Source organism: Nocardia sp. NPDC055002 (assembly GCF_053608825.1).
The window spans coordinates 58,043-71,402 of sequence record NZ_JBSGWE010000010.1 but is presented as its reverse complement, the minus strand read 5'-3'; the positions used below and the strand labels follow the sequence as shown (position 1 = coordinate 71,402).

The window sequence follows — 13,360 nt, the reverse complement described above, 5'->3', positions numbered from 1 at the left end:
CGCGGATGTAATAGACGGCGTGGGTGCCGGTTCGCCGTTACTCTTCGGCGTATGACCGAGGTGAACGCGGCCGAAACCGTCGGCGAGGCGGCCGGACGCGGGCAGGTGCTGGCGTGGGGACTCTGGGATTGGGGATCGTCGGCGTTCCAGGCCGTGACGCTGACCTTCGTCTTCTCGGTGTATCTCACCGACAAAGTGGGCGAGGATCTGCCGGGGACGACACCGGCCAGTGCGTGGCTGGGCTGGGCGCTGGCGGGGGCGGGACTGATCGTCGCGCTGACGGCACCGGTCTGCGGGCAGTACTTCGACGCGGTCGGTTCCCGTAAACGGGCCTTGGCGACCCTGACGGCGCTGACGATCGGCGCGATGTCGCTGATGTTCTTCGTCCGGGACGACTATCACGACCTCTGGCTCGGCCTGGCACTGCTCGCGTTCGCCTCGGCCACCTTCGAACTCGCCGGCGTCCCCTACAACGCGATGATGCGGCAGGTGTCGACACCGGCCACGGTCGGGCGGGTCTCCGGATTCGGCTGGGCGATGGGCTATTTCGGTGGCATCGTGCTGCTGCTGATCTGCTACGCGGGGTTCCTCGCCGGGGACGGTGACACCCGCGGCCTGCTCGCGATGCCCACCGATCAGGGCCTCAATGTCCGGCTCGTGATCGTGCTCGCGGCGGTGTGGTTCACCGTGTTCGCGCTGCCGGTGCTGTTCGCGGTGCCCGAGATGCCGCGCACCGGCGCCGACCCCGGCGCCGCGAAAGTCGGCTTCCTCGGTTCCTACCGGGTGCTCGCGCGTGACGTGCGGGAGCTGTGGGGTCAGGATCGGCACACGGTGTACTTCCTGCTGGCCAGCGCGGTGTTCCGGGACGGTCTGGCAGGCGTGTTCACCTTCGGCGGGGTGCTCGCGGTGACGGTGTACGGGTTCGCCGACGCCGATGTGCTGCTGTTCGGGATCGCCGCGAACGTCGTCGCGGGGGCGGCCGCGGTCGTGGCCGGGCGGTTCGACGACCGGATCGGGCCCAAACGGGTGATCGTGGCGTCACTGGTCGGGATGCTCGGGTGCGGCCTCGCGCTGCTGATGGTGTCGGGCTCGACGATGTTCTGGATCTTCGGGCTCGCGCTCACAGTGTTCGTCGGCCCCGCGCAGGCCTCGGCCCGGTCGTTCCTGGCCCGACTCGCACCGCCGGGACGAGAGGGTCAGCTGTTCGGCCTGTACACCACGACCGGGCGGGCGGTGTCGTTCCTGGCGCCCGCCCTGTTCGGGGTGTTCGTCTCGACCTTCCACAGCGACCGCGCCGGCATCGCCGGACTTCTGGTCGTGCTGGCGGTGGGTCTGCTGGTGCTGCTGCCGGTGCGTGCGCCGTCGCGCGCGGTATCCGCCGATATGTGACACCTCACCGGTGGGGCGGCGTCGAATTGTGTGTACGCCCGTACTCTGAGTTCAATCCGCGTTTTTGGGTACCCAGCCCGCGATGCCCAACGCGATCAGGCGCATCTGCATCACGGTGCGCTCCACGATCGCCGATTCCTCACGGGGGGTGGACGCGACGAACGCAGCGATACCGTCGGTCACGGTGGTGACCAGTAGATCCGCGGCGATCTCCAGCTCGGTGGTGCTCCACGAATCCAGTGCACGCAGGCGCGACAGATCGGCGACGATCTCGCGCACGATCAGCTGCATCTCCATCGCGATCGCCTGACGCAGCGGAGCAGGCCCGCCGTGACGCTCGCGAATGAGGAAGCCGAACAGGGCGCGTTTGGCGCGCACCTGCTCGAAGACGAAGCGGACCGTATCGGCCAGATGCGCGTCCGGTTTCCGCCTGACCTCGCGCAATGCCAGCCGCAGCGCGGTGACGCCCTCGTCGACGATCGTCGCGCCGAGGTCGTCGAGCGAGGCGAAGTGGCGGTAGAAGGCGGTCGGCACGATGCCGGCCGAACGGGCGATCTCACGCAGGCTCAATGCCGCGAATCCGCGCTCCGAGGCCAAGGCCAGGGTGCCGTCGAGGAGGGCTGCCCGGGTATGCGCTTTGCGCTCGTTGCGGGTTCCTGCCTGCTCAGTCACATCGGTGAGCATACATCCGTTCACCATAGCGGCCTTCGTCATGATGTTGTCCGCCTCACATTATTGCCGGTTGACAGTGGCCCGGGGTCATCGGGCACACTGGTGAGTGTACAGACGTGCACTGAAATTTGGAGCGTACGTCGAAGGACTTCTCAAAGGGGCAACGCGACATGGTGGGACTGATCGACCTGGTGCAGACGTTGACGACGCCGCACCCGCTGGACCGGTACCTGGAACTCGTCAACCCCGGGCTCACCGCCCGGGAGCTGCGCGCCGAAGTCACCCATGTCTCGCACGCGGTGCCGGGCTCGGTGACCCTCACCCTGCGCGCCTCGCGGCAGTGGCGAGGCCATGCCGCCGGTCAGTACGTGCAGATCGGCGTCTCGATCAACGGCGTGCGCCACACCCGCTGCTACTCGCCGATCGACCCCGAGAGCCAGGGCGAGCGCTACCTGCAGCTCACCGTCAAGGCGCACCCGGGCGGGCTGGTGTCGAACTACCTGCACGCCAATGCCAAGCCCGGCATGGTCGTCGACCTGGCGCCCGCTTCCGGTGTGTTCCACCTACCGCAGCAGCGGCCCGACAAGGTGCTGCTGGTCAGCGGCGGCAGCGGCATCACGCCGGTACTGTCGATGTTGCGGACCCTCGACGCCGAGGGTTACACCGGGCAGGTCACCTTCCTGCACTACGCGCGTCAGCCCGAGATGGTGCCGCATCGGGCCGAGCTGTCCTCGATCGCGCAGCGTCGCGCCAACTTCCGTATCGAGTACCGCTACCCGGTCGAGCCGGGCACGGTGATCGACGGTGAAACCTCCACCGGCAGTGGTTTCTTCGACTACGAGGAGCTCGAGCGGGTCGCACCCTGGTACGCCGATGCACAGACCTTCGTGTGCGGGCCGCCGCCGCTGATGCGGGCGGTCAAGACGATCTTCGAAGCCGAAGGTCTCGAAGACCGGGTGCTCAGTGAGGAATTCACGCTCACCACGGTCCCGACCGATCCGTCCGAGGCCACCGGCACCGTCACCTTCTCCGGCAGCGACGTCGCCGCCGACAACACCGGAGCAACGCTGCTCGAGCAGGCCGAAGCATCCGGCCTGACCCCGGAATACGGCTGCCGCATGGGGATCTGCTTCTCCTGCACCGCGACCAAGGTCTCCGGCTGCACCCGCAACGTCCGTACCGGCGAGCTCGACGCCGACCCCGACAAGCCCATCCAGATCTGCATCAACGCCCCTGTCGGCGACGTCGACATCGCGCTCTAGACCACCGATACCCAGAACCAACAAGGGGAGATACAGCCATGACGATCCTCACCGAAGGCAAAGACGGTCCGGTCATCCTGAGCCCGGATCAGGTCGAAGAACTCGGCGCCGCGCTCGACGCGATCCGCGCCCGCGTCGTCGACGATCTCGGCGAACGCGACCGCGACTACATCTACAACATCATCAAGACCCAGCGCGGCTTCGAGATCGCCGGCCGCGGCCTGATGTACCTGGGCTTCCTGCCGCCGTTCTGGCTGGCCGGCGTCGCCGCCCTCGGTGTGTCGAAGATCCTCGACAACATGGAGATCGGCCACAACGTCATGCACGGCCAGTACGACTGGATGCGTGAGCGCGGCATCAACTCCCGCGAATTCGACTGGGACACGGTCTGCCCGGCCGACCAGTGGAAGCACTCGCACAACTACATGCACCACACCTACACCAACATCGTCGACATGGACCGCGACATCGGTTACGGCATCCTGCGGATCGACGAGGCGCAGAAGTGGAACCCCTACTACCTGGGCAACCCGCTCTACGCCTTCCTGCTGATGACGTTCTTCGAGTGGGGCGTGATGCTGCACGACCTCGAAGCCGACAACATCATCAAGGGCAAGCGCAAGTGGTCCGACATCAAGCCGCTGCTCAAGGGCCAGGGTAAGAAGGCGGGCAAGCAGGTCCTCAAGGACTACGTGATGTTCCCGGCGCTCACCGGCCCGCTGTTCCTGTCGACCCTGGCGGGCAACGTGGCGGCCAACCTGGTGCGCAACGTTTGGACCTACTCGATCATCTTCTGCGGTCATTTCCCCTCGGGTGTGCAGACGTTCTCCAAGGAGGAGACCGAGGTCGAGACCCGCGGTGAGTGGTACGTACGCCAGATGCTCGGCTCGGCCAACATCAACGGCTCGCGGCTGTTCCACATCATGTCGGGCAACCTGTCGCACCAGATCGAGCACCACCTGTTCCCCGATATCCCGGCAAACCGGTACCCGGAGATCGCGCCCGAGGTGAAGGCGCTGGCCGAGAAGTACGGCCTGCCCTACAACACCGGTCGCTTCTCCAAGCAGATCGGTTCGGTCTGGGCCAAGATCTTCCAGCTCGCGCTGCCCGATCGTTTCGTGAATCGGGCGCCCAAGCCCGGTGTTATCGTTATGCGTAATCGGAAGGCAACCGAAGTGGGCGTGTAAATGGTCGGCAAATTCGAAAGCAATAAGGATCTGGTCCAGGAACTGACGTCCTCCGGTGCCCAGCGGGTCGGCAAGATCGCGACTCTGATCACCGGAACGGTCGCCGAGGTCGCTCGGGAGATCGGTGAGTTCGTCACCGACGCGATCGAGATGCGAGAAGCCGCGGCTGCCGCTCGTCGCGATGCGGCGCAGGACCGGGCCGAGGCGGAGTTCGCGAAGGCGCGCGACGTCGAGACCGACCCGGTCGATCTCGACGCCGCGGCCGAGGGCGATCTCGATCCGGCGCCCGTGTTCGCCGAACCGGGCGACAAGGCCTGACGATTCACCACACCGGCAACCGCCTGCGGTGTTCGGTGACATCGGTGATCAGATCCCGGTAGCCGTCGGTCAATTCGGCAAGACGACACCACTGCAGATGGGTGCGAGCCTCCCGCTGCCGTGGTGTCGTTGTCGTTGGGGCCGGTCCTGCGATGGCCTGCTGGGCGGCGATCCATTTCGCCGCCATCCGGTCGATCACCGCGCCGAGGGTCTCGGTGTGCAGCGAGGCGCCGTCGCGGTGTTCCACATGGGCGGCGACCCAGTCGTCGATGCGGGCGATCAGCGCGCCGCGGTCGTTGTCGATATCGTCGACCAGGCGCGCGCACGCCGCGCCGGTGCTGCTCGACGCGGCGGGGTCGCGTGCCTGCTCCAGCACTCTGCGCCGGCGATCGTGACAGCTCGCGAGCCCGCGGGCGGCGTCGAGAACCCGGTGCGGTGTCGGGTCGGGGTGGTCGGTTTCCAGAAAGGCCCGCAACAGCGCTGAAGGAGTCGGCAGCTGTGCGGCATCCGAACGGTGGCCGTGATCGATCGGCATGGGCACGCCCCCTGATAACGCTGTTGTGCATGGATACGCCAGAGCCGAGGAGGACGGGTGTGGGGGTGCACTCCCCGGCACCGGCGTAGCCCCGCCCGGACGTCGACAAGAGTCCGCGACGCTGCGGGTGGAGAAGACGGCCCGGGGGAAATCGGGACCCTTTCAGGAAAGCGCGATTCGGCGCCGACGCGCAATAGTATGGTGTACAAACCCGGTGGTCGGCGGAAATTGTTATCGACCATTACGGCCGGGTCTCCCCGCGAGCACTCCCGGGTAACCGCGGTGGCACATTTCCGGCAATCATTTCGGGGCCGAATGCACTAACCTCGATAATTGTGCCCGCTTACGTCTCATCGCCCGAGCTGACCTTCGGGTTCCTGTTCGCTCTGGAGGACCCAGAGCGCATCGCCGATGTCGTGCGCGGCCTCATGGAACGCCGTGCGGTGTCGGTGTTCCGGCTCGCGCGCCTGTCCGACGACGACGGACCCCCCGAGCGCTACGTCGTGAACTGGGCTGCCATCCCGCAGATTTCGATCACCACCGGCGCCCCGGACGACGAGGAACTGCGCGCGCAGCGGATCATGCTGGTCAACGCCTTCCTGGGGGAGGGCGGCGAGGTGAGCATGTACTCGGGAAACCCGGACGGACCGAGCTGAATTCAGCGGGTCGACTCGTAGATCCGGCGGACCACATCCTCGATATCGGGTTCCTCGATCGACAGATCGCGCACCTGCGCCCGGTCCGACACCGCCGCCAGTAAAGCCGCGGCAGTGGTCTTCTCGGCGTCGAACGCCAGACGCTGGCGCATGCCGCCCGCCTCACTGGAGAGCAACTGTGCCCCACACGGCAGATCATCGAGATCCGGTGTGGGAGCGGCCAGGTCGACCACCAGTACCCGGCGTGCGCCGACGGTGGCGCCGAGCCCGGCCAGTGAACCGTCGTACACCAGCCTGCCGTAATCGACGACGAGCACCCGATCACAGAGTCGTTCGATATCGCCCATATCGTGGGTGGTGAGCAGCAGCGTGGTGCCGCGCTCGATCCGTTCGGCGCGCAGGAACTCCCGTAATCGTTGTTTGGACAGCACATCGAGGCCGATCGTCGGCTCGTCCAGAATCACCAGCTCGGGCGAATGCAACAGTGCGGCCGCAACTTCCGCGCGCATGCGCTGACCGAGCGAGAGCTGGCGGACAGGGGTGTCGAGGGTGTCGGCCATTTCCAGCTGTTCCACCAGTTCGTGGGTCCGCTTGTCGGCGATATCGGGATCGAGGCGATGGATCGCGGCCAGGATCGCGAACGATTCGTGCAGCGGCAGGTCCCACCACAGCTGCGAACGCTGCCCGAACACGACGCCGATGCGCGAGGCGAGTTCCTTACGCTGACGCACCGGCTCGAGGCCGCAGGTACGCACGGTTCCGGTGGTCGGCACCAGGATGCCGGTGAGCATCTTGATGGTCGTCGACTTGCCCGCGCCGTTGGCGCCGATATAGCCGACCGCCGAGCCGCGTTCGATCCGGAAACTCATCCGGTCGACGGCGGTGATGGTGTCGCGATGTCGGCGCCAGCGGCTGCCGTTCTTGCGGTACACGGTGAATTGCCGGGTGAGGTCATCGATGTCGATGATCGGATCCTGGTGCTCGTGCTCGTCCATCGTTATCCCCCTCCTCCCTGATAGTGCCTCGTACCGATCCGCCATGCCGCCGATGCGAGCAGCCACACCCACGCCGCGGCGAGTGGCGTCAGCCACGCCGACCACGCGGGCAACAGTGGTGGGCCCGGCAGACCGAGCAGGGCGATCGTCGGCACGTATGCCGTGAACGCGACGGGAATCGCGAACCCGAACAACAGTTTCAGCGGTGTCGGGAACACCGAGGCCGGCTGCATCGCGGCGAACGAACCGCCGTAGGTGAAGCTGTTGGTGAGCTCGGCACCGTCGATCAAGAAGAACTGTAGTCCGGCCGCGCATACGAAAAGGCCACAGAACAGCGCGATTCCACTGATCAGGGTGATCACGATCAAGGTAACCGGGGCGATGCCCCAGTCGATATCGTTGCGCCACAGCCCGATCCCGAGCACGATCACCGCGACCGCGGCCCGCGCGAGTCTGCGTAACGAGATGTCACTGGTCACCAGCTGCAACAGCAACGGTTGTGGGCGAAGGTGATACGCGTCGAGGGTGCCCATCCGGATCATCGAGGGCAGGGAATCCAGATGCCCGACCGCGACCTGGGCCAGCGCGAACGAGGTGTTGGACAGCCCGAACAGCAGCAGCGCCGCATCCACATCGAGGCCGCCGAGGGTCTTCACGTTGTGGAAGATGACCCATACCTCGGCGAACTCCACCAGCCCGATCAGGAAGGCGCTGAACACTTCGGTGGCGAACGAGAGGCGGTACACCTGCTGTGCTTTCACACGCGAACGCAATACTGCGAGATAGGGAGTGAACCAGGTCCCGGCAACAACGCGCGCGGAATCCGGTTCAGCCACCCTGTACCTCCAGCCTGCGTTGTCCCGCCCGCAGCAACACCCTGCCGAGCAGTCCGATCACCAACACCCAGAAGCCTTGTACCGCAACGATGATCAAGGCATCCGACCCGGCGGCCCGCCCTGACAGCGTATCGATCGGGGCCTGCAGGATGGAGGGAAACGGCGTAGACATGGCGACGACACGCAACCAGTCGGGGAACATGTGCACCGGGACGAAAAGCCCGGCCAGGAACGTTCCGACGATCTGGTACAGCACCCGGATGCCGCGGATCTCGACCACCCAGAACCCGATCAGCGCCACCGCGAACAGGCACAGAAACGACAGGGCCACCGCGAGCAGCACACTGATCAGGCCGAGCAGATAGGCCACCGGCGTACTCGGCATCGACAAACCGAAGGTGGCGGCGCCGATGACGATGCTCGGGACACCGCGCGGCAGGATCGTGCAGGCGGCGCGGCCCATGTCGGTGGCCAGGTAGCCGAGTTGCACGTCGATCGGACGCAGGAAGTCGATCGCGACGTCACCGGACTTGATCCGGTCGACCAGGTCGATCTGCGGTCCCATGAACTGAGTGGCGCCCAGCAACGCCTGCGACAACCACACATAGGCCCCGATGGTGCCCTCGTCGTACCCGCCGAAATCACCGGCGGCACGCACCGCCGCGACCATTACCGCCGCACGAACGAACCCGAACACACAGTTGGTGAACAGCCCGGCGAACATCGCCAGCTTGTATTGGGCCTGCCGCTTGAATCCCGCCCGCGCCAGCGTCCAATACACCCGGAAAGCCCCAGGCTTGCGACGTCGCCGCACCGCGAAGGCAAGCCCACCATCCCCCGCCACATTGCCCCGCACAATCAGTCAACTCTAGGCCGATCGCCACGAATCAGGACGAGAACGGCACGGATCGCCGACGCCCGCCGCGCACAGGGCTATCGGCACATGCTCAGTCCTTGGGGAAGCCCGTCGCGAACAAGATCGCGATGGCGACCGAGCTGACCACGGAGATGGCAAGGATGATCCACATGGGGCGAAAGATTACCCGGCCCGGGCCACCACCCCGGCATCGCACCGCCGTGACCGGCATCAGTGCAGGTCACGGCGGTGTCTGAGAGTCCGGCGGCAGCCCGCTATTCGTCGACCACCGTGATCGCGGCCTCGTTGGCGTCGATCTCCGGGTCGGAGGGATTCGCGTCGGACTTCACCGTGATGCGCGACTTGTCGATACCGTCGCCCTCGAGCGCGGCCGCGATGTTGTCACCGCGTGCCTCGGCCAGGGATTTGGCCGAGGCGATATTCGAATCCTCGGCGTAGGTCGTGATCTGGATCTCGGTGTCGTTGCCCTGCAACGGGACGGCTACCGCTTTGAGCGTCGCGACGGCGGCCGCGCTGAGATCGGAACTACCCGCGTCGAAGGTGATCGGTGCGGCAGCCAAGACCGTGTTGATCGCGTCCTGCACCGCTTGCTCCGCGGTATCGCGCACCGTGCTCATCATCGACGACGCGGTCGCGGCGACACTGCTGCGCATGGTGTCGGCCTGGGTGGTCGAGGTGGTTGCCGGTGCGGACGAGTCGTCATCGGAGCTACACGCCGCGGTCATCAACAGAACCACCGCGATCGATGCGATCCCACAGACGCTGTTTCTGATCTTCATCGGATTCTCCTTGTTCGTGAGTGCCGGACAGTGGGTTGTGCGGGAGAGTTGTGCTTCGGTCAGTTCGCTGGATCGGATTCGCCTTGCGGGCGCCGGGGTATCCGCCCGGTGCAGAACAGCGCCGCGATGGCGAGCAGCGCGGTGACGAAGAACGCGACGCGCAGAGCGTCCAGGCGCGCCGCCTCGTTGAGGTCGAGGATCTCGGCTGCCCGCTGCTCGGGGACTGCGTTCTCGCCCAACACCTCCCGCAGCTGGGTGTCGGACAGGAAGGGGACACCTGCGGCCAATTCGGTGGAGGCCTGTTGTTTCACCGCGGGCGCCACATCGGGGTGGTCGTTGATCCCCGCGATGACCGAGGTGCTCAGTGTCGCGATGAGTACCGAGCCGACCAACGCCGTTCCCAGGGACGCACCGAGATTGGAGGCCGTGTTCTGCAGCCCGCCGACCTCGGCGCTCTGCGAGTCCGGCACGGCCGACACGGTGACCGCGCCGAGCTGAGAGGCCAAGGCTCCCAATCCCAGCCCCATCAACACCATGGGGACGGCGACCACGCTCGCGTTGGCGCCGGGATCCATGCCTGCCACGAGGAAGAGGATGCCGACGATCATGGCGGTCATCCCGGCGCGCACGACGCGGCGCGGGTCGGCCCGCGGCCAGATCTTCGGTATTCCGGCCGCGGCCAGCAGCAATGCCACCGAGAGCGGAACCAGGCGCAACCCGGTCTGCAGAGCGTCGAGCTCGAGGACCACCGTCAAGAACAGCGGGACGGTGAAGAACACCCCGGCTTGCACGGTGAACTGGCCGAGAAACATCGTGAGGCCGCCGGTGAGCTGGCGATTGCGGAACAGCGCCGGGTCGACCAGCGGTTCGCCACCGGTCTCGGCGAGATGGTTCTGCCAGCGCGCGAACACATACAGCAGCAGCAGTCCGCCCAGCAACAGCCAGACGACCGGCGAGAGCCCGCCGAGCGCGGTGCCGCCCGGTTTGGGTTGGACCCAACCCCACTCACTCGAACGCAGGACGCCGTAGACGATCATGCCGAGGCTGAGCACCGAGAGCACGGAACCGAGCAGGTCGATCCGGACCTTCGCCGGCGCGACGTCGTCGATCCGCCGTAGCGCGACAAGGATGACCACGACGAGAACCGCCTCGCCGGCGAACACATAGCGCCACGACGCGAACGTCGTCACCGCACCGCCGATCAGCGGGCCCGCGGCGACGGCCATCGCACCGGCTGACGCGACCAGACCGTAGGCGTAGCTGCGGCGTTCGGGCGCGAAGTTGCCCGCGACCAGGGCGACGATCGCGGGCATGATCAACGCGGCACCGATGCCTTCCAGCAGCGACCAGCCGATCAGCAACACGAGCAGGTTCGGCGCCGCCGCGGTGGTGAGCGAACCCACGCCGTAGATGACGAGCCCGAACGCGAACGCTCGACGCCGGCCGATGACGGTGCCCACCTTGCCGCCGGTGATCATCAATGTCGCCATGACGAGCGTGTACAGCGTGATCGCCGTCTGGATGCCGGTGATGGGGGTGTCCAGGTCCTCGGCGACGTCGGCCATCGACACGTTCATCACCGAGCTGTCCAGCGTCATCAGGAACTGGCCGGACGCCAGTACGAGCAGCACCAGACCGGATCCGGCGGCCACTGCTTTCGACGGGCCGCTCGAACTCATGAGCCAGTGTTCCCGGGCATCAGGGCCTCACTTCTGCGACCAGGGCGAAGGTGTGGACGACAGTCAGCGTCACACACCGGCAGCGGTCGCGGCTCACCCGAAAAGGGTGAGTCGGCGAACACCGCTCGACACGGTCGCTGTCGGCCGCTCCTTGCTCCAGGACACGGAGCGGTGTCCGAAACCAGGCAAATGCGTCGCCATTGCGCACGCTGTTCCGCAGCGGTCGGGCCGGAGGTAGATTCGATATGCGGCAGAGGCTGAATTGCGTGTGCGGTCGTCGCCGCGACGGCATCGAACAGCTGTCAGGTGTGGCGCCGGAAGAATATTCCGTGTGCCTGTCAAGTACGTCCGATCCACAATTCGAGGTGCAATACCTATGACACCGGATGAACTCATGGAAGAGGCATGCAGGCTGGCGAAAGAGTCTGTCGACAACGATTGGGGTGGACCGTTCGGCGCCGTGATCGCGAAGGACGGAGTGATCGTCGCGCGCGGGCAGAATCGGGTGCTGCTCACCGGTGATGCCACCGCACACGCCGAAATAGAAACCATCCGCAAGGCGACCCAGGTACTCAACGGCGAGGCTCCGAGTATTTCCAAAGAGCACCAGAACGAGTCGACGCTGGAATTGGTCCCGCGACCCGAGGGATCTCCCGACAAGGTTCCGGAACGCGCGAGAATGTTGATGGGGATGGAGATATTCATCAGCGGCGCGCCCTGTCCCATGTGTATGAGCGCAATCTATTGGTCACGTCTCGACGCCGTGCATTTCGCGAGCGATCTGGCGGACACCAGCGAAATCGGCTTCGACGACGCGTATCAATACGAAGACTTCACGAGGCCGCTGCCCGAGCGGTCCGTGAAAATCGAACAGTTCCGCAGGGATCTGGGCGCCGAAGCGTACAAGACCTGGGCCGAGAAGGCCGACAAGCACCCGTACTGACATGACGGCCTCGAAGGCACCGTCGCCGAGGCCCGCCGCGGCGACGGTGGTCATCACTCAGCAGCCCCGTGTCGGCCGCGAGGACGAGTTCCGGCGGTGGCAGGCGGAGGTGAACGACGCGGCGGCGGCCTTTCCGGGATTCCTCGGCGCCGACGTGACGCCACCGGGTGACGCTCGGTCCGACTGGTCGGTCGTGTATCGGTTCGACGACATCGTCAACCTCAAGCATTGGCTCGCCAGTGATACCCGGGAAGAGCTTCTCGCGCGCGGAACCGCGCTCTTCGAGCGGCCGTCGACGCAGCATGTGCTGGTCGACGAGCCGGACGAGGAGGTAGCGACTGTCGTCGTCTCGCACCCCGTGGCGGCCGGACGCGAGACGGAATTCATCGCGTGGCAGGACCGGATGACCGAGGTCGAACGGACTTTTCGAGGCTTTCGCGGATCCGGGCTGCACCGGCCGATCCCCGGTGTCCAGAGTGACTGGACGATCATCTATTCCTTCGCTTCGGCCGAGCATCTCGACCACTGGCTCGAATCGCCCCAGCGCAAGGCCTTGCTCGAGGAAGCGCCGGACTTCCGGGATTTCGAGGTCCACCGAATCGCCAACCCCTACGGGTCGTGGTTTCCGCCGAGCCAGACGGGCGAGGACGGCGGTCCGGCGTCGTGGAAGACGGCCTTGTCGGTCCTGGTAGGGCTGTATCCGACGGTCGTGATCCTCACCGTGATCATCGCCGAGATCTGGCCGGGCGCGCAGCTGTGGATCAGCCTGCTGGTCGGGAACATCCTGTCGGTCAGCCTGCTGACCTGGGTGGTGATGCCGGTCGTCACCCGCGCGCTGGGATTCTGGATGCGATCGAGCCCACGCCCCGACCCTCGCACCGACCTGGCCGGTCTCGCCTGCTCGGTGGGTTTCCTGACACTCGCCGCGATCTTCTTCTACTTGGTGACGCGGGTGTTCTGGACGCTTCCGTGACGTCGTCTCCGCCGATGCGAAAGTCCCTGGCCGCTAGAGCGTCGCGCTCGGAACCCGTGGCGGCCCTGACCTAATGTTCATGCAGGTCAGGGCCGCTTTGCGCCCCCGGCAGGAATCGAACCTGCGACCTAGGGATTAGAAGGCCCTTGCTCTATCCAACTGAGCTACGGAGGCAGTCGCATCAACCTTGGCCGAAGTCGGCCACGCTGTCCAGCTCGAAAAGTATAGCGACCGACCGGATCGTCGAGCGCAGGCTCGG

The 13,360-nt window shown here is 65.9% G+C and carries 14 protein-coding genes and 1 tRNA gene; 7 read left to right on the top strand and 8 right to left on the bottom strand.

Going from position 1 to position 13,360, the window contains the following annotated elements; all coding sequences use genetic code 11:
- Nucleotides 1–51 precede the first annotated feature (51 nt).
- Nucleotides 52–1,389 carry an MFS transporter gene (locus tag ACWF99_RS30060; RefSeq protein ID WP_378629886.1) on the top strand — a complete coding sequence of 446 codons (1,338 nt, stop codon included), beginning with the start codon at nt 52–54 and terminating at the stop codon, nt 1,387–1,389.
- A gap of 51 nt (nt 1,390–1,440) precedes the next feature.
- Here ACWF99_RS30060 and ACWF99_RS30055 read toward each other — a convergent pair whose 3' ends face one another.
- Nucleotides 1,441–2,088, bottom strand: coding sequence for a TetR family transcriptional regulator (locus ACWF99_RS30055; protein WP_378630033.1), 648 nt, complete (start codon nt 2,086–2,088; stop codon nt 1,441–1,443).
- Between the two features lie 143 nt (nt 2,089–2,231).
- Between ACWF99_RS30055 and ACWF99_RS30050 the strand changes: the two genes are divergently transcribed.
- Genes ACWF99_RS30050 through ACWF99_RS30040 form a run of 3 tightly spaced genes read left to right on the top strand, consistent with a single transcriptional unit; the run spans nt 2,232 to nt 4,828 of the window.
- On the top strand, nt 2,232–3,323 hold the full coding sequence (locus ACWF99_RS30050; RefSeq protein WP_378629887.1) for a ferredoxin reductase: 1,092 nt from the start codon (nt 2,232–2,234) through the stop codon (nt 3,321–3,323).
- Nucleotides 3,324–3,361: 38 nt separating this feature from the next.
- Complete coding sequence (locus ACWF99_RS30045) at nt 3,362–4,510, top strand: fatty acid desaturase family protein (RefSeq protein ID WP_378629890.1); 1,149 nt, start codon at nt 3,362–3,364, stop codon at nt 4,508–4,510.
- Nucleotides 4,511–4,828, top strand: a complete 318-nt coding sequence (locus ACWF99_RS30040) for a hypothetical protein (protein WP_378629891.1) — start codon at nt 4,511–4,513, stop codon at nt 4,826–4,828. It begins immediately after the preceding gene.
- Between the two features lie 4 nt (nt 4,829–4,832).
- Here ACWF99_RS30040 and ACWF99_RS30035 read toward each other — a convergent pair whose 3' ends face one another.
- Complete coding sequence (locus tag ACWF99_RS30035; protein ID WP_452538025.1) at nt 4,833–5,363, bottom strand: DUF4254 domain-containing protein; 531 nt, start codon at nt 5,361–5,363, stop codon at nt 4,833–4,835.
- A 335-nt stretch (nt 5,364–5,698) separates the two neighbouring features.
- Between ACWF99_RS30035 and ACWF99_RS30030 the strand changes: the two genes are divergently transcribed.
- Nucleotides 5,699–6,019, top strand: a complete 321-nt coding sequence (locus tag ACWF99_RS30030) for a hypothetical protein (RefSeq protein WP_378629895.1) — start codon at nt 5,699–5,701, stop codon at nt 6,017–6,019.
- A gap of 2 nt (nt 6,020–6,021) precedes the next feature.
- Here the strand turns inward: ACWF99_RS30030 and ACWF99_RS30025 are convergent, their stop codons facing one another.
- The 5 genes from ACWF99_RS30025 to ACWF99_RS30005 form a co-directional block, all read right to left on the bottom strand.
- Nucleotides 6,022–7,014 (bottom strand): ABC transporter ATP-binding protein, encoded by a 993-nt coding sequence (locus ACWF99_RS30025; protein WP_452538024.1) that lies wholly within the window; start codon nt 7,012–7,014, stop codon nt 6,022–6,024.
- A 2-nt stretch (nt 7,015–7,016) separates the two neighbouring features.
- The gene (locus ACWF99_RS30020) at nt 7,017–7,850 is read right to left on the bottom strand and encodes an ABC transporter permease (protein ID WP_266298325.1); all 834 of its coding nucleotides are present in this window, start codon (nt 7,848–7,850) and stop codon (nt 7,017–7,019) included.
- On the bottom strand, nt 7,843–8,706 hold the full coding sequence (locus tag ACWF99_RS30015; protein ID WP_452538023.1) for an ABC transporter permease: 864 nt from the start codon (nt 8,704–8,706) through the stop codon (nt 7,843–7,845). Before ACWF99_RS30015 ends, ACWF99_RS30020 begins: the two co-directional genes overlap by 8 nt.
- Nucleotides 8,707–8,981: 275 nt before the next feature.
- Entirely contained in the window at nt 8,982–9,506 is a 525-nt protein-coding gene (locus tag ACWF99_RS30010; protein ID WP_452538022.1) for an OmpA family protein, read from the bottom strand.
- Between the two features lie 59 nt (nt 9,507–9,565).
- On the bottom strand, nt 9,566–11,185 hold the full coding sequence (locus ACWF99_RS30005; protein WP_452538021.1) for an MFS transporter: 1,620 nt from the start codon (nt 11,183–11,185) through the stop codon (nt 9,566–9,568).
- Between the two features lie 376 nt (nt 11,186–11,561).
- Here ACWF99_RS30005 and ACWF99_RS30000 point away from each other — a divergent pair, with 376 nt between their 5' ends.
- On the top strand, nt 11,562–12,128 hold the full coding sequence (locus ACWF99_RS30000) for a nucleoside deaminase (RefSeq protein WP_452538020.1): 567 nt from the start codon (nt 11,562–11,564) through the stop codon (nt 12,126–12,128).
- 1 nt (nt 12,129) lies between these two features.
- A complete protein-coding gene (locus ACWF99_RS29995) occupies nt 12,130–13,101 on the top strand; it encodes an antibiotic biosynthesis monooxygenase (protein ID WP_452538019.1) in 972 nt (323 codons plus the stop codon).
- 100 nt (nt 13,102–13,201) lie between these two features.
- On the opposite strand, the gene ACWF99_RS29990 is transcribed toward ACWF99_RS29995, so the two are convergent.
- Nucleotides 13,202–13,275, bottom strand: a tRNA-Arg gene (locus tag ACWF99_RS29990).
- Nucleotides 13,276–13,360 lie beyond the last annotated feature (85 nt).